This window comes from Herbaspirillum frisingense GSF30 (assembly GCF_000300975.2).
GTDB lineage: Bacteria > Pseudomonadota > Gammaproteobacteria > Burkholderiales > Burkholderiaceae_D > Herbaspirillum > Herbaspirillum frisingense.
The window spans coordinates 14,839-39,488 of the sequence record NZ_AEEC02000002.1 but is presented as its reverse complement, the minus strand read 5'-3'; the positions used below and the strand labels follow the sequence as shown (position 1 = coordinate 39,488).

26 protein-coding genes are annotated in these 24,650 nt (G+C 64.7%); 23 read left to right on the top strand and 3 right to left on the bottom strand.

All coding sequences use genetic code 11. The annotated features are described in order from the left end of the window. Positions 1-42 precede the first annotated feature (42 nt). Positions 43-936: an AraC family transcriptional regulator gene (locus HFRIS_RS01555; protein WP_006461455.1), complete on the top strand. Its 894-nt coding sequence runs from the start codon at positions 43-45 to the stop codon at positions 934-936. After that, positions 921-2,480, top strand: coding sequence for a CYTH and CHAD domain-containing protein (locus HFRIS_RS01550; RefSeq protein ID WP_006461454.1), 1,560 nt, complete (start codon positions 921-923; stop codon positions 2,478-2,480). The genes HFRIS_RS01555 and HFRIS_RS01550 overlap by 16 nt, the downstream gene beginning before the upstream one ends. 21 nt (positions 2,481-2,501) lie before the next feature. Here HFRIS_RS01550 and HFRIS_RS01545 read toward each other — a convergent pair whose 3' ends face one another. After that, entirely contained in the window at positions 2,502-3,359 is an 858-nt protein-coding gene (locus tag HFRIS_RS01545) for an IclR family transcriptional regulator (RefSeq protein WP_152486608.1), read from the bottom strand. Continuing rightward, positions 3,356-4,243, bottom strand: a complete 888-nt coding sequence (locus HFRIS_RS01540) for an IclR family transcriptional regulator (RefSeq protein WP_006461452.1) — start codon at positions 4,241-4,243, stop codon at positions 3,356-3,358. The genes HFRIS_RS01545 and HFRIS_RS01540 overlap by 4 nt, the downstream gene beginning before the upstream one ends. 733 nt (positions 4,244-4,976) lie before the next feature. Here HFRIS_RS01540 and HFRIS_RS01535 point away from each other — a divergent pair. The 19 genes from HFRIS_RS01535 (at position 4,977) to HFRIS_RS26070 (ending at position 21,358) form a co-directional block, all read left to right on the top strand. Beyond that, positions 4,977-5,882 carry an SDR family NAD(P)-dependent oxidoreductase gene (locus HFRIS_RS01535; protein WP_006461451.1) on the top strand — a complete coding sequence of 302 codons (906 nt, stop codon included), beginning with the start codon at positions 4,977-4,979 and terminating at the stop codon, positions 5,880-5,882. Between the two features lie 24 nt (positions 5,883-5,906). Next, positions 5,907-6,824 (top strand): MaoC family dehydratase, encoded by a 918-nt coding sequence (locus tag HFRIS_RS01530; protein ID WP_006461450.1) that lies wholly within the window; start codon positions 5,907-5,909, stop codon positions 6,822-6,824. Beyond that, complete coding sequence (locus tag HFRIS_RS01525) at positions 6,821-7,606, top strand: citryl-CoA lyase (protein ID WP_006461449.1); 786 nt, start codon at positions 6,821-6,823, stop codon at positions 7,604-7,606. The genes HFRIS_RS01530 and HFRIS_RS01525 overlap by 4 nt, the downstream gene beginning before the upstream one ends. 3 nt (positions 7,607-7,609) lie before the next feature. Continuing rightward, positions 7,610-8,410 carry a 2-(1,2-epoxy-1,2-dihydrophenyl)acetyl-CoA isomerase PaaG gene (gene paaG / locus HFRIS_RS01520; protein ID WP_006461448.1) on the top strand — a complete coding sequence of 267 codons (801 nt, stop codon included), beginning with the start codon at positions 7,610-7,612 and terminating at the stop codon, positions 8,408-8,410. A gap of 64 nt (positions 8,411-8,474) precedes the next feature. Continuing rightward, positions 8,475-9,614 (top strand): ABC transporter substrate-binding protein, encoded by a 1,140-nt coding sequence (locus HFRIS_RS01515; protein WP_006461447.1) that lies wholly within the window; start codon positions 8,475-8,477, stop codon positions 9,612-9,614. Positions 9,615-9,688: 74 nt separating this feature from the next. Continuing rightward, positions 9,689-10,561 (top strand): branched-chain amino acid ABC transporter permease, encoded by an 873-nt coding sequence (locus HFRIS_RS01510; RefSeq protein ID WP_039873933.1) that lies wholly within the window; start codon positions 9,689-9,691, stop codon positions 10,559-10,561. 7 nt (positions 10,562-10,568) lie between these two features. Beyond that, positions 10,569-11,465 carry a branched-chain amino acid ABC transporter permease gene (locus tag HFRIS_RS01505; protein ID WP_006461441.1) on the top strand — a complete coding sequence of 299 codons (897 nt, stop codon included), beginning with the start codon at positions 10,569-10,571 and terminating at the stop codon, positions 11,463-11,465. Continuing rightward, positions 11,462-12,268 carry an ABC transporter ATP-binding protein gene (locus tag HFRIS_RS01500; protein ID WP_006461440.1) on the top strand — a complete coding sequence of 269 codons (807 nt, stop codon included), beginning with the start codon at positions 11,462-11,464 and terminating at the stop codon, positions 12,266-12,268. The genes HFRIS_RS01505 and HFRIS_RS01500 overlap by 4 nt, the downstream gene beginning before the upstream one ends. Beyond that, on the top strand, positions 12,265-13,002 hold the full coding sequence (locus HFRIS_RS01495; protein ID WP_006461439.1) for an ABC transporter ATP-binding protein: 738 nt from the start codon (positions 12,265-12,267) through the stop codon (positions 13,000-13,002). Before HFRIS_RS01500 ends, HFRIS_RS01495 begins: the two co-directional genes overlap by 4 nt. Next, positions 13,002-14,663, top strand: a complete 1,662-nt coding sequence (locus tag HFRIS_RS01490; RefSeq protein ID WP_006461438.1) for an AMP-binding protein — start codon at positions 13,002-13,004, stop codon at positions 14,661-14,663. Before HFRIS_RS01495 ends, HFRIS_RS01490 begins: the two co-directional genes overlap by 1 nt. Positions 14,664-14,685: 22 nt before the next feature. Next, a complete protein-coding gene (locus HFRIS_RS01485) occupies positions 14,686-15,165 on the top strand; it encodes a MaoC/PaaZ C-terminal domain-containing protein (RefSeq protein WP_006461437.1) in 480 nt (159 codons plus the stop codon). Beyond that, the gene (locus HFRIS_RS01480) at positions 15,162-15,917 is read left to right on the top strand and encodes an enoyl-CoA hydratase/isomerase family protein (protein WP_006461436.1); all 756 of its coding nucleotides are present in this window, start codon (positions 15,162-15,164) and stop codon (positions 15,915-15,917) included. The genes HFRIS_RS01485 and HFRIS_RS01480 overlap by 4 nt, the downstream gene beginning before the upstream one ends. Continuing rightward, positions 15,914-16,864, top strand: coding sequence for an NAD(P)H-dependent flavin oxidoreductase (locus HFRIS_RS01475; protein WP_006461435.1), 951 nt, complete (start codon positions 15,914-15,916; stop codon positions 16,862-16,864). Before HFRIS_RS01480 ends, HFRIS_RS01475 begins: the two co-directional genes overlap by 4 nt. Positions 16,865-17,186: 322 nt before the next feature. After that, on the top strand, positions 17,187-17,936 hold the full coding sequence (locus tag HFRIS_RS01470; RefSeq protein ID WP_006461434.1) for a GntR family transcriptional regulator: 750 nt from the start codon (positions 17,187-17,189) through the stop codon (positions 17,934-17,936). A 55-nt stretch (positions 17,937-17,991) separates the two neighbouring features. Then, positions 17,992-18,774, top strand: coding sequence for a transporter substrate-binding domain-containing protein (locus HFRIS_RS01465; protein ID WP_006461433.1), 783 nt, complete (start codon positions 17,992-17,994; stop codon positions 18,772-18,774). Positions 18,775-18,937: 163 nt separating this feature from the next. Beyond that, positions 18,938-19,609 carry an amino acid ABC transporter permease gene (locus tag HFRIS_RS01460; protein ID WP_006461432.1) on the top strand — a complete coding sequence of 224 codons (672 nt, stop codon included), beginning with the start codon at positions 18,938-18,940 and terminating at the stop codon, positions 19,607-19,609. Further along, positions 19,606-20,262, top strand: coding sequence for an amino acid ABC transporter permease (locus tag HFRIS_RS01455; protein ID WP_006461431.1), 657 nt, complete (start codon positions 19,606-19,608; stop codon positions 20,260-20,262). Before HFRIS_RS01460 ends, HFRIS_RS01455 begins: the two co-directional genes overlap by 4 nt. Continuing rightward, the gene (locus HFRIS_RS01450; RefSeq protein WP_006461430.1) at positions 20,243-20,977 is read left to right on the top strand and encodes an amino acid ABC transporter ATP-binding protein; all 735 of its coding nucleotides are present in this window, start codon (positions 20,243-20,245) and stop codon (positions 20,975-20,977) included. Before HFRIS_RS01455 ends, HFRIS_RS01450 begins: the two co-directional genes overlap by 20 nt. Positions 20,978-21,064: 87 nt before the next feature. After that, on the top strand, positions 21,065-21,358 hold the full coding sequence (locus tag HFRIS_RS26070; RefSeq protein WP_006461429.1) for a helix-turn-helix domain-containing protein: 294 nt from the start codon (positions 21,065-21,067) through the stop codon (positions 21,356-21,358). Between the two features lie 46 nt (positions 21,359-21,404). On the opposite strand, the gene HFRIS_RS01440 is transcribed toward HFRIS_RS26070, so the two are convergent. After that, positions 21,405-21,950 (bottom strand): hypothetical protein, encoded by a 546-nt coding sequence (locus tag HFRIS_RS01440; RefSeq protein WP_006461428.1) that lies wholly within the window; start codon positions 21,948-21,950, stop codon positions 21,405-21,407. A 294-nt stretch (positions 21,951-22,244) separates the two neighbouring features. On the opposite strand from HFRIS_RS01440, the gene HFRIS_RS01435 reads away from it, so the two are divergent. Both HFRIS_RS01435 and HFRIS_RS01430 read left to right on the top strand, forming a co-directional pair. Next, positions 22,245-23,303 carry an adenosine deaminase gene (locus HFRIS_RS01435; RefSeq protein ID WP_006461427.1) on the top strand — a complete coding sequence of 353 codons (1,059 nt, stop codon included), beginning with the start codon at positions 22,245-22,247 and terminating at the stop codon, positions 23,301-23,303. A 457-nt stretch (positions 23,304-23,760) separates the two neighbouring features. Further along, positions 23,761-24,519, top strand: a complete 759-nt coding sequence (locus HFRIS_RS01430; RefSeq protein WP_039874068.1) for a GntR family transcriptional regulator — start codon at positions 23,761-23,763, stop codon at positions 24,517-24,519. Positions 24,520-24,650 lie beyond the last annotated feature (131 nt).

Genomic DNA, 24,650 nt, shown 5'->3' with positions numbered 1-24,650 from the left:
AAACGGTCAACCCACCTGCCCTGCCGCCGCATGACCACGCATATGCCAACTCTCTACGCCAGCCTCGTCGAATACGATCCGGACCGCCTGGCCGCCGCCGTGACGGCGCTGCGCGTGCATACCCGCGAGAGCGAGCGGGAAACGCCCTTCCACAGCCATCGCAAGGGTCAGCTGGTGGTGGCGCTGCATGGCGCAGTGACCTGCGAGACGGCGCAGGGCATGTGGATCGTGCCGCCGCAATCGGCGGTGTGGATCCCGGCCGGCGTGCCCCACAGCAACCGGGTCACACTTGACGGCCAGCTGTGCTTCCTGTTCATCGATCCCGATGCGGCGCGCATGCCCACCACCTGCTGCACACTGGCGCTGACGCCCCTGCTGGTTCAGATGATCTGCCACCTGGCCGAACAGGCACAGGATTACGCCCCCCATGAACGTACTGCTCGCCTGGCGGCGGTACTGGTGGAAGAACTGGAACACAGCCAACGCCAGGCCCAGCCCGCACACCTGCCGCCACCGCTGCCCATGCCCCGGCATTCGCGTCTGCGCGAGATCGCCCGGCGCCTGGCCGAACAGCCGGCCGACCGCAGCACCGTGGCCGAGTGGGGCCAGCGCCACGCCATGAGCGAACGCAGCTTTGCCCGCTTCGTCCAGGCCGAGACCGGCATGAGCTTTGGCCGCTGGCGGCGCCAGATCCACCTGATGGTGGCGCTGCAGCGCCTGGCCTCGGGCAGTTCGGTGCAACGCGTCTCGCAGGACCTGGGCTATGACTCGGTCAGCGCCTTCATCACCATGTTCAAGAAGACCCTGGGCAAGCCACCGGCGCGCTACATGGCGCAGCGCCAGGCGCACCCGCCGCCGCCCTCGCCAACTTCGCCACCGCTGCCGACGGCCCCCTACTTCCAACCGAAACGGACCCCCTCATGGAAACCGAACTGAAACTCCTGCTCGCCCCGGCCCACACCAAAGCCTTCATCCGTCATCCGCTGGTCAAGCGCCATGCCCTGGCTGCGCCGCGCATCAAGGACCAGACCGGCACCTACTTCGATACCCCCGACCTGCTGCTGCGTCGTCACGATGCCGGCCTGCGGGTGCGCCGCACCGGCAATGAATTCATCCAGACCCTCAAGGCCGGGGGCGGCGTGTCCGGCGGGCTGCATCAGCGCAACGAGTGGGAGTCGCAGGTGGCAGCGGAGACCCCGGACCTGCTCGCGCTGCGTGCACTGGTGGCCGGCGACGACGAGCAGGTGGCCGAAATCCTGTCCGACGAGGTGGCGGCACGCATCACGCCCATCTTCAGCACCCGCATCCAGCGCATGGTGTGGGACCTGCGGTTGAAAGACGGCACCGAAGTGGAATGCGTACTGGACCAGGGGACGGTGGAACACGGCGCGTTGCAGTCGCCGGTGTGCGAGATCGAGCTGGAGCTCAAGAGCGGTGACGTCAATGCCCTGTTCGACTTCGCGTTGCAATTGCTGCAGGACCTGCCCCTGCGCATCGGCATCCAGAGCAAGGCGCAGCGCGGCTATACGCTGTTCCACCAGGCGCGGCGCGGCGATGCGGCGCCGATCTCCTCCGCCAGCCGCGCCACGGCGCTGCAACTGGCGCGCAAGATGCCGGTGGAACAGGCCTTCCTCGCAGTGGTGGGCAATTGCGTGGCGCAGATCCAGGCCAACGACATTGCCGACCAGGACAGCGGCGACATCGAACGCCTGCACCAGATGCGCGTAGGCCTGCGACGCCTGCGTTCTGCCTTCAGCCTGTTCGGCGAGGTGATCGCCCTGCCCGCCCCACTGGAGCAGGAATTCGCCTGGATCGCCGAAGCCATCGGCCACGCACGCGACTGGGACGTGCTGGCCACCCAGACCCTATCCACCCTGCCGGGCCTGGCAGCAGACAGCATCGCGGGAATCGATCTTGAGGCGGTACGTCACGCCGCCCTGATCCAGGCGCGCAAGCAACATGCGCAGGCGGTCGAAACCGTAGCCTCGCCGCGCTACACCGCACTGGTGCTGCAATTCAGTCGCTGGCTGCTGCAGGCCGGCTGGCGCACGACCGCCACGGGGGACAACCGCCAAGCCCTGGAGCAAGCCCTGGCACGCTTTGCCCGACAGCATCTGCGTCAGGATGAAAAGCGGCTGAACAAACGCGGCGCGCACATGGACGAAAGCGCTCGCGCCCGTCACCGCACCCGCATCGCCGCCAAGAAGATGCGCTATGACATCGAATTCTTCCTGGCCCTGTATGGCGAGAAGAAGAGCCGCCCCTATCTCAAGGCGCTGGCCCGCCTGCAGGATCAGCTCGGCCTGCAGAACGACCTGGTCGTGGCCGACGCCCTGCTGCAGCAACTGCAGCGCCGGCAGGCCCGGCTGGCGCCCAGCGTGGCGTGGGTCCGCGGCTTCCTGAGCGGACAGGCCGGGGATGGTCATGCGCGCACACGGCGCCTTTGGAAGAAATGGCAGGCGCAGGACTTGCCGCGTTAGGTACCCTCAGCCGGAAGTCGCTCAGAAGCAACTGGAGTCGACCTCTTCCAGTTCCAGCATCAACAGCCTGGCAGTCTTCATCAAGGCTGGCGCCAGCTGTTCGCGGATCACCTCACGATCCGGCAGCGCTCCCACGGCACTGCAGTTCAGGCCCATGCGCAGCGGTGGATTGCCCAGCGCCAGCGGGACGCTGATGGCAAAGGTGTCGCGCTGGTATTCGCCGGCCGCCAGGCAATACCCATGGGCATCGAGCTCGCCGAAGGCACGCTCCATCCGTGCCACCACCTGCGGGCCGTGCTCGCCGCTTTTCTTCCATATGCCGAACAGCAGGCGCTGGCGCTGCTCCGGCGACTGTGACCAGACGTAGGCGCGTCCTATCGAACTGAGCGCCATCGGCACCGAACGTCCCACGCCCAGTCTCAAGGTGGCGATCTTGCGACCATTGCAATACTGGATATAGACCATGTCCAGCTGATCGGCCACGGCCAGCCCGACGGACATGTCGAAGCGGTCGGCGAAGTCCTGCATGATAGGACGGGCCGCATCCTGTACCAGGCTATTGGACAGGTAGCGCTGCCCCAGTCGCAAGCCGCGCACACCCACCTGCACCCGCACGCCATCCGGTGCGCGATCCAGATAGCCCAGGGCCACCAGGGTGGCGGTCAGGCGCGAGACCGACGCCTTGGAGTAGCCACTGCGACGCACCAGTTCGGCATGCGACAAGGGCTTGGCGCTGCCCTGGAAAACCTTCATGAGCAACAGCGCGCGCTCCAGCGAATGGGTGGCGGCCTGCCCGGCCTCGCTACGCTCATCGGCCTGTCCCGCCGCTGCGGCCGGCAATTGACGTACCGCACGCCGGTTCCCTGCAGCGCCACTCATGTGCCCGCCCCCAGACGCGCACGCACGGCCAGCAGTTGCGGACCGATGCGCTGCTCGACACGGGCCTTGCTGAGGCTACGCGCAGGGCCGGCGCACAAGAGCACCATGGGCATGCGCTGCGCCAGTTGCAGCGGCGCCGCCAGCACGGTGATCTCCGGCCCCCAGTCACCGGTGGAGAGGCAATACGACTTGTCGGCGATCTGCTGCTGGGCATCGGCCAGCTTCTGGCGCAGCAGCATCCATTCGTCACGCTTGTGATAGGGGCGCATGTGGTCCAGCAGGTAATTGCGTTCGTTTTCATGCAGGCAGGCCAGCAAGGCCCATCCCACTGGAGAGGATGCCATCGGCAGGTGTTCGCCCACACCCAGTCCCACGGTCGCATTGCTGGAAGCGCTATGGCAGTTCTCGAAGAAGATCATGTCCAGTCCGTCACGTCCGGCCAGCGCCACGAAGACACCATTGTCGTCGGCCAGCTTCTGCATCAATGCACGCGCCTGCAGAACCACGTCGGCATCGACCATGGCGGCAAAACCCAGGGTGAGTACGGCCACGCCAAGCCGGTACTTGCGCCGCTGTTCGCTGTAGCCGAGATAGCCCAAGGCGGTCAGCGTCTGCGTCAGGCGTGACACCGTGGCCTTGGGCAGACCGGTGCGCGCGGCCAGGTCCTGGTTGGCCAGCCATTCGTCGGTACCGAGGAAGGCATCCAGCACGGCGAAGCCGCGTTCGACCGGCTTGATGACCGCACTCTCGCCGACCGTACCGGCATCGGCACCTGCGCGATAGCCGGGCGGATGGGGAGCGCGCAGCACCAGGCGCACATCCTTGATGCGTGCGCGCCGCTGCCGTGGGGCCTGCGGGTGAGGCTGGCGGGTCGCCGTGCTCATGCGCGACCGGCGGCCATGGATGCCGCTGCAATGATCAGATTCACCGGGTCTCCTTGCCCTCTATGGTCCGGCCTTGCGCAGAGCGCGAGGCGCGGGATTGTTTCCTGGACGCTACCTTGCGACAACGATCCGCCGAGGGTCAACCGATGAATATTTTATGTTCCGTACTTTGGAATTTCCAATGTAGTTTTGAATTTTCTCTCCAACGGCGCAGATCATCCGCAGATTCCTGACCAGCTTTGATGCGATGCAGCTATCCCAAATCCGCCTTGTATTCTGGGGACTTCTAGAGGCACTCTGATTTTCTCTTGCGGCGCGCAATTGGCCGCTGCCGGCCGGTCGATCAGTGACACGAAGGATGGAAGAAAAAAATTCATTCCGATGTACGGAACATCGTCTCCGGCCGGCTTGACACTGTTTTGGCTCTTCCAGACTATACGCACATCGCAGTACCAGCAGCACCGGCAAGCGCATACAAGAACAGCAGAACACACGAGACACCAGCCACACCCGTCGCAGCAGTACGCACGTGTAAGCAACACCATTACGTCAGCATCAGCAGCAGTTCGCTGCCACCACTCCCGCAGGAGTCACGGCGCACAGCGTTCACGGGATCCCGGTCACGACCGGAACCGGCACCACCGATCAACCGAAACGACAACGCGCAGACCGGCGCGAGGGCGCAGCTTTGCCCGTCGTTTCCCGCACAGGAAAAAAGATGAGCACTCCCCGCATGCTGGAAGGAAAGGTCGTCATCGTCACCGGGTCCGGTGGCGGCATCGGACGTGAAATCGCGTTGGCGATGGCGCAGCAGGGTGCCGCCGTGGTGGTCAACGACATCGGTGTCTCGCTCACCGGTGAAGGCGCCAGCGCCGGTCCGGCGCAGCAGGTGGTCGATGAGATCCGCCAGGCCGGCGGCCAGGCCGTGGCCAACACCGACAGCGTGGCCGACCCCGCCAGCGCGGCACGCATCGTGGAGCAGGCAGTGCAAAGCTTCGGTCGCGTCGATTGCGTGGTCAATAACGCCGGCATCCTGCGTGACGCGCTGTTTCACAAGATGAGTGGCGACGAATGGGATGCCGTGATCAAGGTCCACCTCTATGGCGCCTATCACGTCAGTCGCGCTGCGGCGCTGCACTTCCGCGAACAGCAATCGGGCAGCCTGGTGCACATGACCTCGACCTCGGGCCTGATCGGCAATCTGGGTCAGGCCAACTATTCGGCCGCAAAATTGGGACTGACGGCATTGTCCAAATCGATCGCACTGGATATGCAGAAATTCAATGTGCGCTCCAACTGCATCGCGCCGTTTGCGTGGAGCCGCATGATCAGTTCCATCCCGGTCAAGAACGAGGAACAGCAGGCCAGGGTGGACAAGATCAAGCGCATGACACCCGACAAGATCGCGCCGCTGGCCACTTATCTGGCCAGCGACGCTGCCGCCGACGTCAATGGCCAGGTCTTCACGGTGCGCAACAATGAGATCTTCCTGATGAGCCAGCCGCGTCCGCTGCGCTCCATCCACCGTGGCGAGGGCTGGACCGCACAGACCGTGGCCGAGCATGCCATGCCAGCCCTCAAGGCCAGCTTCGTGCCGCTGGATCGCTCCGCCGATGTCTTCCAGTGGGACCCGGTCTGAACCGGTCACGGCAACGAGCCCATCATGAGCATCGATTACCAGACCCTGAAGAACTGGCAATTCCCGGTCCTGCAGCACGCCTACGACGCCGATGACACCATGCGCTATGCCTTGGCAGTGGGACTGGGAGCCGCCGCCACCAGCGACGACGGGCAACGCGACGGAGCCCTGCGCTACGTCTACGAGGCCCGCCTGCAGGCCTTGCCAAGCATGGCGGTGATCCTGGCGCACCCCGGCCTGTGGATGGGCGCGCCGCAAGCCGGGGTGGACCTGCTCAAGGTCGTCCATGGCGAACAGCGCCTGCGTCTGCATCGCCCATTGCCGGCCAGCGGCAGCGTGGTCGGCCGCTCGCGGGTCAGGGCGGTGATCGACAAGGGGCGTGACAAGGGCGCGCTGCTGATCGTGGAGCGCGAATTGCGCGATGCCGGCGGCGAGCTGCTGGCAACGGTGGAACAGACCAGCTTCTGTCGTGGCGACGGCGGCTTCAGCGATGCGCACACGCCAGCCGATGCCCCGTCGGCGCCCATGCCAACGGTCCCGACGCGCGCGCCCGACCTGCATTGTGACCTGCCGACCCGGTCGGAGGCGGCACTGCTGTATCGCCTCTCTTCCGATCGCAACCCATTGCACGCCGATCCACAGACCGCCCTGCGTGCCGGCTTCGGGCGGCCCATCCTGCACGGCCTGGCGACCTATGGCATCGCCTGCCACGCCCTGCTACGCAGCTGCTGCGATTACGACGCCAGCCGCCTGTGCGCCCTGGCCACGCGCTTTTCCGCCCCGGTCTACCCGGGTGAAACCCTGCGTACCGAAATCTGGCGTGACGGTCGCTATCTGCAGTTCCAGATGCGTGCGCTGGAACGCGATGTGATCGTGCTCGCCAACGGTACCGCCGAAATGACCGATGCCACGCCTTCGAACTTCTCCACGGAGACCCCATGACCAGCAACAACCAGCCGATCCGCTCCGACATCGCCTTCAGCACGGCCGACCGCATCGTGGTGCGCGGCAAGAGCCTGCCCGACGACATCCTGGGCAAGATGAACCTGGGCGACTTCGCCTACCTGCAATTGACCGGCAAGACTGCCACGCCGCAACAATCCAACATGTTCAACGCCCTGTTGATCACGCTGGTGGAACACGGCATCACCCCCAGTGCGATCGCCGCACGCATGACCTATGCCGGTGCGCCGGAGTCGCTGCAGGCGGCGGTGGCGGCCGGCCTGTGCGGACTGGGTACGGTCTTCGTCGGCACCACCGAAGGCGCCGCCCGGATGCTCTACGAAGCCTTCGAACAGGCCGGCGACGACGCTGACCTGCCGACCCTGGCAGTGCAGACGGTGGCGCACTATCGCGAGCGCCGGCAGATCATCCCCGGGCTCGGCCATCCGGTGCACAAGCCCATCGATCCACGTACCCCACGCCTGTTCGCGCTGGCGCAGGAGAACGGCATAGCGGGACGCTATGTACAACTGATCCAGCTGATCCAGCAAGAGGCCGAACGGGCCTCCGGCAAGCAGCTGCCCATCAATGCCACCGGCGCGCTGGGTGCCATCTGCTGCGAGTTCGGCTTTCCCTGGAAGATCGTGCGCGGCTTCGGCGTGATGGCGCGCGCCATCGGCCTGGTCGGCCATCTGCTGGAGGAATCGGAATCGCCCATGTCCTATCAGCTGTGGCACGAGATCGAAGCCCGCGCCAGCGCCCACCTGCGCGAGCAGGAGTAAGGGATGAGCGCCATGGAGGACAGTTCCGTACTGTGCAGCTTCGAGCAGGGCGTGGCCAGCATTACGCTGAACCGGCCGGAGCGGCTCAACAGCTTCAACGACGCCATGCATGAGCAGATTCGTGCCTTCCTTGATCGCATCGAAGGAGAGTCGGGCTTGCGGGTGCTGGTGTTGACCGGTCGCGGACGCGCCTTCTGCGCCGGCCAGGACCAGAGCGACCGCGCGCCGCTGCCGCCCGGCCAGCAGCGCGATCTCGGTGCGGCCCTGGAGCGTTACTACAAACCCCTGATGCTGCGCCTGCGTGCCTTGCCGGTGCCCGTGGTGTGCCTCATGAATGGACTGGCGGTGGGCGTAGGCGCCACCCTGGTGCTGGCTTGCGACATCGTCATCGCCACTCGCTCGGCCTACTTCATGCAGGGTTTCTCACGACTGGGCTTGATGCCAGACGGTGGTGCCACGCAGTTTCTGCCACAGCGCATCGGCACGGCGCGTGCCCTGGGGCTGTGCCTGCTCAACGAGCGGCTGGATGCCGAACAGGCGGCCAACTGGGGCCTGATCTGGCGCTGCGTGGACGACGCGCAGTTCGAAGCGACCAGCCAGGCGCTGGTGCAGCAGCTGGCCGGCAGCGCCACCCGTGCCCTGGGTCTGACCAAGGCCGCCATCCATGCCGCCGCCCACAACGACCTGGCACGCCAACTCGACCTGGAGACCGAGGGTCAACGTGCGCTCGGCCATACCGATGACTACCGGGAGGGCGTGAGCGCTTTCCGCGAAAAACGCAGCCCCGTCTTTCGGGGGCATTGACGGTACAAACCGGCGCGGCCATCCGACCAGCGCCTATCACAAGCGAGGAGACAAGGAGATGAACATGAGCAAGTGGAACAAGGCATGGACGGCCGGGATCATGGCCTGCGCACTGACAATGTCTGCCGCACCGGGTCTGGCGCGCGCGGGGGACATAAGCATCGGCGCGCTGTTCCCGATGAGTGGCCCGAACGCTTCCTATGGCGACATCTTCGGTTCAGGTGCCAATCTGGCGGCCGACCACATCAATGCCGACCAGATGCTGGGCGGCAAGCTGAGCATCCAGTACGAAGACAGCCAGGCGCTGCCGCAACAGGGGGTGATCGGCATGAACAAGCTGGTCAACGTGGAGAAGGTTCCTTATGTACTGTCGGCCTTCACCGGCGTTTCCAAGGCCATTTCCACCATTGCCGGACGCAGCAAGACGGTCGCCGTCAACGGCGGCGGCGTGGGACCGGACCTGGCCGAACTCGGTCCCTATTTCTGGAACATCATCCCGCTGGCCAACTATGAAGTGCGGGCCATCATTCCCTACCTGATCAACGAGCGCAAGCTGAAGAACTTCGTGCTGGTCTATGTCGATGATCCGCTCGGCCAGGCCATCCGCAAGGAAATGGAAAGCGTGCTGCCCGGTGCCGGTGGCAAGCTGGTAGAAGCCCTGTCGGTGCCGGCCACGGCGCAGCAGTTCGGCGGCATCGCCGCGCGTGTGCGGGCCGCCAATCCGGACGTGATCTACGTGGCCTCCTACGGCTCGCAGCAGTCGCAGATCGTCAAGCAGTTCCGCGACAACGGCATCAAGCAGCAGTTCGCCAGCTATACCGCCTTCTCGATTCCGGAGATCAATGCCCTGCCCGAGGCCGCCGGCTCGCTCTACACCTCGCAGAACATCGACTGGAATTCACAGGATCCGGTGACGCGACGCTTCGTCGACGACTACCGCAAGAAGTACAACAAGATGCCCACGGCCTATATCGCCAACTACTACAACGCGGTACGCATGTTCGGCCTGCTGGCACAGCAGCTGATCAAGAAGGGACTGCCTGTCACCGGTGAGAACCTGCTCAAGCAGCGCATCGAGAGCGCCAGCTTCGACCTGGTCGGCGGCAAGGTCAGCTTCGCGGCCAACGGTACGGTCACCATGCCGATGCAGATCAACGAGATCGACGGCAAGGGTGGCAAGGTGGTCAGCACCTCGGCCCGCTGATCCGGTATCCCGGCCATCGGTGCAACTACAGGAGCGTGCCGTCCGTCGCCGGACGGCACCCGGAGGATCCAGACATGCTATTGCTACAGCTATTGATCAATGGAGTACAGGTGGGCGCCCTGTATGCGCTCATTGCGGTGGGGTTTTCGCTGATCTTCGGCTCCACCCGCATCTTCCATTTCGCCCACGGCTCCACCTTTACCATCGCCGCCTACGTGTTCTATGACCTGCTGTCCATCGCGCAGTGGCACTGGAGCCTGGCGGTACTGGCTTCGGCCGCAGCGGCGGTCCTGTTCGGACTGGCGCTGAACCGCTTCGTGTATGTACCGATCCAGAAGCACGAGGGATCGTTCTTCACCGTCTTCGTCGCTTCCTTCGGGGTCGGCATCGTGGTACAGAACCTGTGCGGCATGCTGTTCGGACGCAGCTTCGTGGCCGTCAGCACACCGCTCTCGCGCAGCGTCGAATGGCTGCCGGGGCTATATGTGTCACCGCTGGCCGGCATTGCCATCGTGATCGCGCTGCTGTTCTTCTTCGCACTGCAGCTCTTCCTCATGCGCACCCATACCGGCATGGCCATGCGCGCCCTCTCGGAGAACCCGGAACTGGTGCGCGCCTACGGCCTGTCGCCGCGCCGGCTGTCGATGATGGTGTTCGCACTCGGTTCGCTGCTGGTGGTGCCGGCAGCGCTGCTGTCGGCGGCCGGCTCGGGACTCAATCCAGCCATCGGTCACCACGTCATGCTCATCAGCCTGGCCGCCACCATCGTGGGCGGCGTGGGCAGCCTGCGTGGCGCCGCCTGCGCCGGCCTGTTGCTGGGCCTGGCCGAAAACCTGGCGCTGGCCTGGTTCGAGCCGCAATGGAGCGAGGCCATCACCTTCATCGTGCTGTTCCTGTTCATCCTGTTCCGCCCCTCCGGCTTCTTCGGTCGGGTCGCCACCAGCTGAGGCCACCATGCTTGCCTATCTCCTGAACCTGGCCACGCTCATGTGCATCAATGCGGTGCTGGCCATCACGCTCAATTTCATCATGGGCTATGCCGGCATCTTTTCGATCGCCCACGCCATCTTCTTCGGCGTAGGGGCCTATAGCGCGGCCTGGCTGGCGCTCCACGCCAGCGCCAACATCTTCCTGGTGATCCCGCTGGCCATGCTGGTGGCCGGCGCCCTGTCGCTGGTACTGGCACTGCCGGCGTTGCGGGTACGCGGCGAATATTTCGTGGCCGCCTCGCTGGGGCTGCAGGTCCTGGGGGTGACCGTGTTCTCCGAATGGAAGTCGGTCACCGGCGGGCTGGGCGGCATGATCGGTATCCCGCCCGCCGAACTGTTCGGGCATGCCGTGGCCGATCCGGTGCAGTTCCTGCTGCTGGCACTGTGCTGCCTGATCCCGGTACTGCTGCTGACCAGCGTGCTGTTGCGCTCCTCGTTCGGTCGCAATCTCAAGGCCATCCGCGACAGTGAATCGGCCGCGCATGCCTGCGGCAAGAACGTGGCCGTGATCAAGACGTTGTCGGTGGTGATCTCGGCCATGCTGGCCGCGGTGGCGGGCGCCCTCTACGCGTTCTACATGGGCTTCATCAATGTCGAGAGCTTCATGCTCGACACCTCGGTACTGCTGATGGCCATGGTCATCATCGGTGGCACCGGCACCCTGCTCGGCCCCCTGGTGGGCACGGTGCTGCTGATGCTGCTGCCGGGCGTGTTCAGCTACATGTCCTTCCTGCCGCAAACCGAGATCGGCTCGATCCAGCAGATCGCTTATGGCCTGGCCATGGTGCTGCTGATGATCTATCGCCCCGGCGGCATCGTCGGTTCCTCGTCCGCACGACCCGCCAAGGAGAAGGCCGCATGAATGCCATCACCGAACACGAAGGCGCCATGCAGGCTGCGCTTGCGCCGCAGGGCGATGGCGAAGTGCTGCTGTCGATACGCCACCTCAACAAGAGCTTCGGCGGCTTGAAGGTGACCAACGATGTGAGCCTGGATCTGCGCGCCGGCATCGTCACCACGCTGGTCGGCCCCAATGGCGCGGGCAAGACCACGCTGTTCAACCAGATCACCGGCCATCTGGTCCCGGATGACGGGGAGATCCTGTGGCGCGGTCAATCCCTGATCGGTCGCCGCCACTTCCAGATCGCGCGCATGGGCATCGCCCGTACCTTCCAGGACCTGCGCCTGTTCAACCAGATGAGCGTGGAAGAAAACGTGCTGACGGTGATGGAGCCGGTGTCGTGGATCTGGCAACCGGGCGGGCGTGCCGCGCGCCAGCAGCGCCTGGAACGGGTGCACGATATCCTGGCACGCACCGGCCTGGAGACCAAGGCGCGCACCCGTGCCATCGACCTCTCCTATGCGGAACGCAAGTTTCTCAGCATGGCCCGCATCATGGCCGCCGATGCCCGCATCTGGCTGCTCGACGAACCGGCCTCGGGCCTGGACCGCAGCTCCTACGAGCGCTTCCTCGGACTACTGCGCAGCGAGGTCGCCAAGGGCGTGACGGTGTGCATCATCGAACACAACCTCGATATCGTGGTCGGGATTTCCGACCGCATCGCCTTCCTCGATCAGGGCAAGCTGCTGGCCGATGGCCTGCCGGACGAGGTACTGAAGAATCCGCACCTCGCCGCCATCTATTTCGGAGACCAGACCTCATGAATGCCCAAGTCCATCCCGACTCTGCCCCGGCCCTGCTGGAGACCCGCCAGCTGGTGGTGGGCTATGGCGGTCGTCCGGTATTGCGCGATTTCGATTTCCGCCTGCTGCCGGGCGAAGTGCTCTGTCTGATCGGGCATAACGGCGCCGGCAAGTCGACCCTGTTGAAGACGCTGTTCGGTCTGGTCGCCCGCCAGGAAGGCCAGGTGCTGCTGGACGGCCAACCGCTGGCGGTAGTGGAGCCGCGTCGCCTGTGTGCGGCCGGTGTCTCGCTGGTGCCGGAGGGGCGTGGAGTGTTTCCCGGACTGACGGTGGCCGAGACCATGAAGATGGGGCTGTGGGCCGCCGGCGTGGCCGAAGGCGAACGCCAGGCACGCCTGGACTGGGTGATGTCGGTCCTGCCAGCGCTACGGCAGTTCTACGGGCGCCGCGCCGGCACCCTCTCGGGCGGCCAGCAACAGATGGTTTCCATCGGTCGCGCACTGCTGTCGCGGCCACGCTGCCTGCTGATGGACGAACCCTCGATCGGTCTGGCACCCAAGTTGTTCCAGGACCTGCTGCAACCGATCCGGCAACTGCAGCGCGAGACCGGCATGGCGATCCTGCTGGTGGAGCAGAACGTCAAGCAGGCCCTGAAGATCTCGGATCGGGTGGTGGTCATGAAGTCCGGTGCCATCATCCGCGAAGCCCTGCCCGCCGAACTGGACGACAACGCCAAGCTGATGGAGCTGTACTGATGCCCGACCAAACTCTGCAAACTCCGCAAACTCCGCAAACTCCGCAAACTCCGCAGACCCTGCTGACCCTGCCCGCTCTGCTGGCCCGTCATGTGGCCGAACGCGGCGACGCCACCGCCTTCATCGTCGATGAAGAGCGCATTACCTACGCACAATTCGATGACATGGTCCGACGCAGCGCAGCCTGGCTGCAGGCGCGCGGCGTCAGGCCCGGCGACCGGGTGGCGCTGTGGCTGGTCAACCGCATCGAGTGGTTGGCGCTGTACTTCGCACTGGCGCGTCTGGGCGCCGCCGTGATGACGGTCAATACCCGCTATCGCTCGCACGAGCTGGCCTACATCCTGGAACGTTCCCAGGCCAGTCTGCTGGTGTTGCAACTGAACTTCCGCAAGATCGATTTTCCGGCGGTGCTGGCCGATGTGCCGGCGCAAGCTGCAGCAGCGCTGCGCGAGGTGGTGGTACTGGATGCCGGCGATACGCCACCCACGCAGGTACTGGGCAAACCCGCAGTGCGCTTCGATCTGCATCGGCTGCCGCCGGTGGCCGCCGACGACCCCATCACGGCCGCCGCACCGGATATGGCCAGTATCCTCTTCACCACGTCAGGTACCACCAGCGGTCCCAAGCTGGTGCTGCATAGCCAGCGCACGATCTGCCTGCACAGCCAGCGCGCGGCGCCGGCCTATGGCTTCAGCGAGGATGGGGTGCGGCTGCTGGCGGCCCTGCCCTTCGCCGGCGTGTTCGGATTCAATGCGGCGATGGCGACCTTCGTTGCCGGCCAGCCCATCGTGATGATGGATACCTTCGATGGAGAACAGGCCGCGCAGCTCATCGTGCGCCACGCGGTCACGCATGTCTTCGGCAGCGACGAGATGTTCCGTCGCATCATCGAACACGGACAGGGCGAACGCCCCTTCCCCAGTGCACGCGTATTCGGTTTTGCCTGCTTCCATCCGGGCGTGGTGGAATTCACCGAGGCCGCCTGGGCCAGAGGCATCCCCCTGATCGGTCTGTACGGCTCGTCCGAGGTGCAGGCACTGTTCTCGCTGCAAGCGCGCGCGTTGCCGCTGTCGGAGCGCATTCTCGGCGGTGGCCTGCCGGCCAGCCACGCTTTCGGCGTGCAGATCCGCATCCGCGACATCGACAGTGGCGAGCTGCTGGGTCCAGGCCAGAGCGGCGCCATCGAAATCCGCGCCGATACCAACTTCGTGACTTATCTGAACAACCCCGAAGCCAGCGCCCGCGCAATTGACGCCGAGGGCTACTTCCGTACCGGCGACGTCGGATACCTGCGCGCCGATGGCAGCTTCGTCTATCTGACGCGCCAGGGCGACGCCATGCGGCTGGGCGGCTATCTGGTCAGCCCGGTGGAAATCGAGGATGTCATCAAGACCGTGGCCGGGGTCGCCGATGTGCAGGTGGTCTCGGTGGATATCGGCTGCCAGGCGCGGCCGGTGGCCTTCGTCATCGCCGCGCCCGACGCCCGTCCCGATACGCAGGCCATCCTGCACTGCGCCAGCCAGAACCTGGCGCCCTTCAAGGTGCCGGCGCATGTCTGGTTGGTCGATGCCTTCCCGACCACCCAGAGTTCGAACGGCACCAAGATCCAGCGCGCCAAGCTGCGCGACATGGCGCTGCAACGGCTGACCGCAGCCGCCTGACCCTTTTGCCCACGGAGCCCGCATGCCTTCCCTCTACCTCGAAGATTTCCAGCCCGGTCAACGCTTCACCAGCGGCGGACGCACTCTCACAGAGACGGACCTGACCATGTTCTCGATGCTGTCCGGTGACTGGAACCCGATTCACGCCGATGCCGAATTTGCGCGCCACACGCGCTATGGTCAGCGCCTGGTGCATGGCACCCTGGGCATCGCCCTGTGTACCGGGATGCTGCACCAGCTGGGCATCTTCGAACACTCCGTGATTGCCATGCTGGGCTTGCGCCAGTGGGAGTTCAAGCAACCCATCCTGGTGGGCGACACACTGCACCTGGAGCTGGAGATCCTGACGGTGGAAGCCGGCAAGAGCGGACGCAGCGGCAAGCTGGGACGGCGCTTCCGGCTGCTGAACCAGCGCGGCGAGGTCGCCCAGGAAGGCGACAGCGAGGTCCTCGTCCTCACCCGCGAAGGCGCGCGCCAGCAGGCGCAGTCGGTGCAGTCATGAGCGCGCAGGTGTTGCGGGAGGACTGCGATGGGCTATGCACGCTGACGCTGAACCGGCCCGACAAGCTCAATGCCCTGACGGTAGAGATGTTCCAGCAGTTGCACGCCCACCTGGGTGCGCTGGAACAGCAACAGGAGCACATCGGTGCGGTGCTGCTGCGTGGTGCCGGCCGCTGCTTCTCGGCCGGCAACGATCTGCACGACATCGCCGCCGGCCAGGCCCTGCCGCTGCCGCATCTGCAGGCGCGCACCATCGATCGCCTGGCGCGGCTGCCGCAGGTGGTGATCGTGGCTGTGCACGGCCATTGCTACACCGGTGCGCTGGAACTGGCGCTGGCCGGCGACCTGATCGTCTGCAGCCGCTCGGCCAGCTTTGCCGATACCCATGCGCGCTGGGCGCTGACGCCGTTATGGGGCATGAGTCAGCGCCTGCCAAGACGCATCGGCGTGGCCCGTGCGCGCGAGATGATGTTGCTGGGCCGGCGTTACGACGGTCAGCGCGCCGCAGAGATGGGGCTGGCCAATCTCTGCTTCGACGATGCGCAGTTCGAGACCGAACTCCAGGCACTGGTACGCGAGCTGCTGGCCGGCTCCTGGTTCTCTCACCGCGCCACCAAGCGCCTGCTGGAAGAGACCGATGGCCTGCCCCTGGCGGCCGGACTGGCGCACGAAGTATTCCGCAATGCCGGCAAGGGCCCGGACATGGCCGCACGCATCGCCGCCTTCGGCCAGGCCAGCGGGAGGACGGCATGAACGCCGCCACCCTGGCGGCACGGCTGCGGCTGCCGGTGATCGGCTCGCCCATGTTCCTGGTGTCCAATCCGGCGCTGGTGACGGCGCAATGCGGGGCCGGCATCGTCGGCGCCTTCCCGGCCCTCAATGCCCGTCCGCAGGAACAACTGGAGCAATGGCTGTGCCGCATCGAAGAGGACCTGGACGCCCTGCGCCAGGCCCATCCTTCGCGCATCATTGCGCCCTATGCAGTGAACCTGATCGTGCATCCCTCCAACCAGCGCCTGCAGGATGACCTGGCCACCTGCGTGCGCCACCGCGTGCCGATCGTCATCACCTCGCTGCATGCGCCCGAGCAGGTAGTGGCTGCGGTACATGCCTATGGCGGTATCGTGCTGCACGATGTGACCACGCTGCGCCATGCGCGCAAGGCCATCGCCGCCGGTGTGGATGGCCTGATCCTGGTCTGCGCCGGGGCCGGGGGGCATGCCGGCGCGCTCAGTCCGTTCGCCCTGGCGGCCGAGGTGCGCCGCCTGTTCGACGGGCTGCTGGTACTGGGCGGCGCCATTTCCGATGGACGCGGCATCCTGGCGGCACAGGCCATGGGCTGCGACCTGGTCTATATGGGAACACGCTTCATCGCCTCAGAAGAATCGGCGGCGGCACCGCTGTACAAGCAGATGATCGTTCAGGGCAGCGCCGAGGATATCGTCTATACCCCCTATTTCTCCGGCGTCCCCGGCAATTACCTCAAACCGAGCATCCGCGCCGCCGGCCTCGATCCCGACCAGCTTCGAGACGCGCCGGCGCAAGGCATGGATGTGGCCCGCCCCAAGCGCTGGAAGGACATCTGGGGCAGCGGCCAGGGGCTGGGCGCCGTCAGCGAAGTGCTGCCGGCCGCACGCATTGTGGAGCAACTGGTCGAGCAATACCGGCAAGCCAGGGAAGCGCTGGGCCGGCTGCCTTAGGGCCATCGTCCCGCAGGCCGGGACAGGCCCGCCGTCACCCGCCACCAACGATGGCATGACGACAATGCAATGCACAAAACCGGGGCGGCGGCGATGACCCCGGCGTATCTTTTCCTGCACCAAAAAGCAGCAAAAGGTGCAGTATTAAGCTTCACTTCCACTAGCATCGCACTGCAGCACACTTCACCCCCGCAGTATTCCTCCCACCCAGCACCCAGCGAAAATCCTTGCCACACAAGCTTTTCGCCACCAATAATCGTCGCCGTGTGTTGTATGCCAATCTTGTATATCAGCGTGGCACACAACTTGCTGATGAGGGGACATGAGCACCAATCCTTCCGTCAAGTCGTCGTCGCAGATTGCGATCCGCATCACCGAGGCCATCCTCGCCAAGCAATTGGCGCCGGGTACCCGGCTGGGCGAGCAGCAACTGGCCGACCTGTTCGGCGTTTCGCGCACCCAGGTGCGGGAAGCGCTGACGCGGCTCATGGCACGCGGCATCGTCACGGTCAGTGCGCGGCGCGGCTGGTTCGTCATCGAACCCACGCCGGAGCAGGCGCGCGAGGCCTTCGAGGCGCGCCGCGTGATCGAGCTGGGTCTGCTGCGACAGGCGCGGGTACGTCCGGTCAGCGGCGAGGCAATCCGGCAACTGCGCGAGCACATCGCCCGCGAAGAGGCCGCCATTGCCGGCGCCGACGTCGGGGCGCGCAGCTATCTGCTGGGCGACTTCCACGTCTGCCTGTGCGAATGCCTGGGCAACTCGCTGCTGTCGGAAACGCTGCGCGACCTGACCGCCCGCACCACGCTGACGGCGATGCTGCACCAGTCGTCGGAGCAGGCGGAGGATTCGTGTTCGGAACATGTCCTGATCGTCGAGGCGCTGGAACGCGGCGATCTGGAACAGGCTGAGCACCTGATGCAGGCCCACTTGCAACACGTGGAATCAGGTCTCAACCAGGTGCGCAGCAGCGATCCGCTGGAACCGCTGCGGCAGGCACTGGCATCGGTCTCGCGGCAGGGGGCCGCCGCGGGGACCGACGTCTCGGGCCCGCCAGGCAAACGGCCGCAGTAAGCGCCAGCACCGCGCAGGGCCACTCATCAACGTCGTCAACACTAGGGAAACTGCTATGAAACTGACCAAACTCCTGCTCGGCCTGATGGCCGGCGCCATGATGTTCTCCGCTTCGGCTGCCCGTGCCGACGCCCTGGACGATATCCAGAAGAACGGCACGCTGCGCGTGGCCGTGCCGGCCGACTTCCCGCCGTTCGGCTCGGTCGACTCCGACCTCAAGCCACTGGGACTGGACATCGACGTGGCCACCCTGATCGCCAAGAAGCTGGGCGTGAAGGTGGAACTGATCCCGGTCTCCAGCGCCAACCGTATCCCCTACCTGACCACCAAGAAGGTCGACCTGGTCATCTCCAGCATGGGCAAGAACGCAGAGCGTGAGAAAGTGATCGACTTCTCGGCCGCCTATGCACCGTTCTTCAACGGCGTGTTCGGACCGGCTGACCTGTCCGTCAAGGGTGCGGCCGACCTGGCCGGCAAGACCATCGCGGTCACCCGCGGTTCGGTGGAAGACCTGGAACTGACCAAGATCGTCCCGCCCACTGCGACAGTGAAGCGCTACGAAGACAACAACAGCACCATCAGCTCCTTCCTCTCGGGTCAGGTGCAACTGGTGGCCACCGGCAACGTGGTGGCCGCTGCCATCATCGCCAAGAACCCGCCCAAGAAGCCCGAAACCAAGTTCCTGATCAAGGATTCGCCTTGCTTCATCGGTCTGAACAAGGGTGAGAAGAAGCTGCAGGACAAGGTCGACGCGATCCTGGCCGAAGCCAAGAAGGATGGCAGCCTCAACGCCATCTCGCAGAAGTGGCTGGGCCTGCCGCTGCCGGCTGGCCTGTAAATTGCAATAGCCCCGCAGTACCCTGCATCGCCGGTCCGATTCCGCCCGGAACCGGCGATGCATGCAGCACCAGATACACGTTTTCAGAGCAAGAGCACCATCGCAGGGCAGGCGGACAACCCGGCAGCACGCAGCAATATAAAGGCAGGGCAGACACGACATCATGGCTTATCAATTCGATTTCCTTTCCACCCTTGACTACACCGACGTCATCGTCAAGGGTGTGGTGACCACCATCGAGCTCATTGCCATCGGCGGCGTGCTCGGCGTGGCCGTGGGCATCTTCGGCGCCTGGGCGCGCACGCAGGGACCGGGCTGGCTCAAGCCCATCGTCAGCGCCTATGTGGAGATGATCCGCAACACGCCCTTCCTGGTGCAATTGTTCTTCATCTTCTTCGGCCTGCCTTCGCTGAATATCCATATCAGTGAAATCAGCGCCGCCATCCTGGCCATGGTGATCAACCTGGGCGCGTACAGCACCGAGATCATCCGTGCCGGCGTGCAGGCCATCCCGCGGGGCCAGATCGAAGCGGCGCAATCGCTGTCGATGTCGCGCATGCAGATCTTCCGCCACATCATCCTGCGCCCGGCGCTGCAGAAGATCTGGCCGGCGCTGTCCTCGCAGGTGGTGATCGTGATGCTGGGCTCGGCCGTGTGCTCGCAGATCGCGGTGGAAGAACTGTCGTTCGCCGCCAACTACATCCAGGGCCGCAACTTCCGCGCCTTCGAGGCCTACATCGTGGCCACCGCCATCTACCTGGTACTGGCCATCCTGTTGCGCCAACTGCTGCGCCTGATCGGCCAATACTTCATCACCGCCCGGAGGACCGCATGATCTCGTTCACCACCTGGGACATCGTCCGCAACCTGATGCTGGCGTGGCGCTGGACCATCCTGCTCTCGCTGGTCACCTTCCTGCTCGGCGGCGCGCTGGGCCTGATCATCCTGTTCATGCGCACCTCGCGCCAGAACTGGCTGCGTCAGGTGGCGCGGCTGTACATCGAACTGTTCCAGGGCACGCCGCTGCTGATGCAGCTGTTCCTGGTCTTCTTCGGCATCGCGCTGTTCGGCATCGAAGTGCCGGCCTGGCTGGCGGCAGGACTGGCCTTGATGTGCTGGAGCGCCTCGTATCTCGCCGAAATCTGGCGCGGCTGCGTGGAAGCCGTACCCAAGGGGCAGTGGGAAGCCTCCTCGGTGCTGGCCATGGGCTACTTCCAGCAGATGCGCTACATCGTGCTGCCGCAGGCCTTCCGTATCGCCATTGCGCCCACCGTCGGCTTCGGCGTGCAGATCATCAAGTCCACTGCGGTGACGTCCATCATCGGCTTCATCGAACTGTCCAAGGCCGGCACCGTCATCACCAACGCCACCTTCCGCCCCTTCACGGTGTTCGCCATCGTGGGCGCCTTCTACTTCGTGCTTTGCTGGCCGCTGTCCAAGTACAGCCAGTCTTTAGAAAGGAAATACAATGCCGCTCATCGCCATTGACAACGTCAAGAAACGCTTCGGCGACAACGAGGTCCTCAAGGGCATCAGCCTGGATGTCGAGCCCGGCGAAGTGATCGCCATCATCGGCAAGAGCGGCTCGGGCAAGTCCACCCTCCTGCGCTGCATCAACGGTCTGGAGAGCATCGACGAAGGCAACATCAGCGTGGCCGGCGCCAAGCTGGGCGCCAGCGAACTGGAACTGCGCAACCTGCGCCTGAAGGTCGGCATGATCTTCCAGCAATTCAACCTGTTCCCGCACCTGTCGGTGGGTCGCAACGTGATGATCGCGCCGATGATCGTCAAGGGCACGTCCGAAGCCGAAGCCATGGCCACGGCCAAGGCCAACCTGGAGAAGGTCGGCCTGGGTCACAAGTTCGACGCCTTCCCCGACCAGCTCTCCGGCGGCCAGCAGCAGCGCGTGGCGATTGCGCGCGCGCTGTCGATGAGCCCGCAGGCCCTGCTGTGCGACGAAATCACCTCGGCGCTGGACCCGGAACTGGTCAATGAAGTGCTGACCGTCATGCGCGGTCTGGCCAAGGAGGGCATGACCCTGCTGATGGTGACCCACGAAATGCGCTTCGCCCGCGAGGTCTGCAATCGCCTGGTCTTCATGCACCAGGGCAAGGTCCATGAGATCGGACCGCCGGAAGAACTGTTCGGCAATCCGAAGACCCCGGAACTGCAGCAGTTCATCGGCATGACGCACGGCGCCTGAGCGACGGCACTGTACTGCATCGATTGCCGGATAGAAGACACCCCAGGTACGGAAGATTTTCCGGACCTGGGGTGTTTTTATTGGGCGATGGCGGACTGGAAAGGGGATGGCTGCTATGGTGCACGCGCCTTCGTCTACGTCCGCTTCATCGGCACGCACGCCCAGCACGATCGCATCGACGCGCAGACGATTAAGGGAAAGACCATGGAGATCAAGCCGATCAAGACAAAGGCCGACTATCGTGCCACGCTGGTGGAAATCGACGGCCTCATGTCGGCCAGGCGGAACACGCCTGAAGGGGATAGGCTGGACGTCCTGGTGACGCTGGTCGAGGCCTACGAAGCAAAGCATTTCCCTATCATCAAGCTGGCAAGACCCTGAAGCCAGGCCCTGCCTGCCGGGCGCGTGCTTCAGCCGGTGCCGCCGTTCAACGGTCTAGCTCACACACCTTGCGATCATTCTCATAGAACACCACCGGTCCGGTGGTGAAGCGTTCCTTGGGAATGGCCACCATCAGGTAATCCTTGATGCGGTAGGAAGCGCCCGAGGCCGGGGCGCGATAGAGGTAGTTCAGGCGCAGCCGGCCATCGCGCAGGCGTACCGACAGCGGCGTGAAGACATGCGGACGTTCGGCCGCATCCGGGGCGCTCATCGTGCGGGCCACCAGCAGGTATTGCTTGCGTTCGAAGTGATCGGCCGAGGGGCCGGTGGGGCGCTGGTCACCGTTGGTCGGGGCCGGCTGCATCCAGCGGTCCCATTCGCTGCGGCTGCGGATCAGGGCGCAGAAGACCGGTTGGCGCTGGTCATCCCAGTTCTTCAGGAAGCCCTGGTAGGAACCGCTGAGAATGGTCTTGTAGGGGACCACGGTGGGGTCCTCCTCTTCGGTCCACGGCATCATGGAACAGCCGGCCATGGTGGCCAGCATGGTTCCGGTCAACATCCACTGCACAGTACCCCTGATCGTGTTGCGCATTCGTTTCCCCCAAGAAGCTTAGCATTTAAACATGTCTTGCCGGTTGCTGGCGATATTTCCTTGCATCCCCGTCAAAGTCCCGTCTGGCGGGATGCCTGTTGCCGTGCTACTCAGAGCCTGGCGCCTGCGGATGGTTCAGCATCGCGTACGCAGATGGAGCCCGGTATGGGATTTGCGTGATAATGCGGGGTCCGGAAGGCGGCCATACTGGCGCGAACCCCGCTCGCTTGAACTGGCCCGGGGCCAGCCTATGCCCGCCTCCCCTGTTACCGCCATTTTTGAAGGGTCGTCTCCATGAGCTCAGCAGCCATTTCCTCCACCGCCACCGGCGCCGCCCTCGACGGCTTCATCGCCGGCATGCCGAAAACCGAACTGCATCTGCATATCGAAGGCACGCTGGAACCCGAGCTGATGTTCGCCCTGGCCCAGCGCAACCAGGTCGATCTGCCCTACGCCTCGGTGGAAGACCTGCGCGCCGCCTACAACTTCAGCGACCTGCAGTCCTTCCTCGACCTCTACTACGCCGGCGCCAACGTGCTGCGCACCGAGCAGGACTTCTACGACATGACGGCTGCCTACATCGCCCGCGCCCAGGCCGACCAGGTGCGTCATGCAGAGATCTTCTTCGATCCGCAGACCCATACCGAGCGCGGCATTCCAATCGCCACCGTGTTTGCCGGCATCGCCGGTGCGCTGCGCGATGCGCGTCGTCGCGATGGTTTCGGCAGCGTGATGATCATGTCCTTCCTGCGCCACCTGTCGGAAGAAGATGCCTTCGCCACCCTGGAGGCCGCCCTGCCGCTGCGCGAGCAATATGCCGACCTGTGGCTGGGCATCGGCTTGGACTCCTCCGAGCGCGGCAATCCGCCGGAGAAGTTCGAACGCGTCTATGCGCGCTGCCGCGAACTGGGCTTCCGCCTCGTGGCCCATGCCGGCGAGGAAGGCCCGGCCGCCTACGTCATCGGTGCGCTGGACGTGCTGCACGTGGAGCGCATCGACCATGGCGTGCGCAGCGAGGAAGACCCGGCCCTGATGCAACGCCTGGCGCAGCAGCGCACGCCGCTGACGGTCTGCCCGCTGTCCAACCTGAAGCTGTGCGTGGTCAAGGACATGGCAGAACACAACCTGGCGCGTCTGCTCGATGCCGGGCTGGCGGTGACGGTCAACTCCGACGACCCGGCCTACTTCGGTGGCTACATGAATGCCAACTACCACGCCGTGGCGCGCTCGCTCGATCTGTCGCGCCAACAGGTACTGCAACTGGCACGCAATGGCATCGACGCCTGCTTCCTGTCGGACGAGGACAAGGCCATCCTGCATCAGGAACTGGAACAGTACGCCGCCGCCCACTGAGCGCAGCCCGCTTTGCCCCGCTTTCCGCCTTCCACGCCCGGCCCTGGCCGGGCGTTTTTGTTTGGCAAGACGCCGGCAAGCACGCTTCTTGCATGCGTGTGGCCCTGAATTGGCAACCGTCCCGTCCGTGAATGACGGCAACTGGACTACGCCATTGAGCAGGATTTTTGCCGGGAATCACGAGACGGATTGCCGACAATCTGTGGAACGCAGATCATGCCCTGCAACATGCCGACAAGCACTGGCCTTCAAGGCAGTACAGGCCGACGGGCGCTGCATCGCAGCATCGAAACGCGGCAGATGGCTGAACCAAAGGGGGACACATTCCTCTCTTTTTGGTGCAGAATAAGCCCCGTTTTGTTGCACATCTGTTCCACGATTGTTGACGATTCCTGCACTCCCTCGTCATCCGGCGAAGACCTTCCAGACCAGAATGACCAGCCAGAGCACGATCACCATGAACAAAGCCAACAAGACCGCCCGTCCCCCTGCCCCCGCCACGCGTGCCAGTGCCAGTTCCGGTACCAGCGCCCGCGAGCGCGAACACACCGGGGCGGTTGAGGAAAGGATGTACCAGGACATCTACGACGCCATCATGGAACACCGGCTGCCGCCGCGGACCAAGCTGACCGAGCAGACGCTGTGCCAGATCTACGACACGGCCCGCCACACGGTGCGCAAGGTGCTCTCGCGACTGGCCTCGGAGGGCATGGTGGACCTGGAAGCCAATCGCGGCGCCTTCATCGCCAGTCCCTCGCACGCCGAGGTGCGCGACATGTTCGAGTTGCGCAACATCCTCGAACACGCGGTGCTGGAAAAGGTCGGGCAGGCCGCCGGGACGCGCCAGATCGCCGGCCTGCGGCGCATGGTGGAAGAAGAACGGGATTGCTATCTCAACGGCGACCGGCCGCGCTGGATCAGGCTCTCGGCCCAGTTCCACCTGGCGCTGGCGGAACTGACCGGCAACGCGTTGCTGGTGGAGACGCTGCGCAAGCTGGTCTCGCGCACCACGCTGATGATTGCCAAGACGGAGGCGCCGGGCCACAACGCCTGCTCCTTCGATGAACACGAGACCGTGCTGGAAGCGCTGGAACAGGGCGACATCGCCGCAGCCCAGTCGCATATGGCACATCACTTGCATTTGTGCGAGGACCGGGTACGGCCGGATGCGGATGACCAGTTCGATCTGCGCGCCGTGCTCGGCAAGGGACTGTGAACCACGGGCCGGCGCGCACATCCTGATTTCCCCCGACGGGGGCGTCAGGAAGATGGAAGAAGGAAGTGAAAAAGGAAGTCAGCAACAGACAGGGCCACGTCGCGCGGCTCGCTGCAGCACCGACCGTGTGA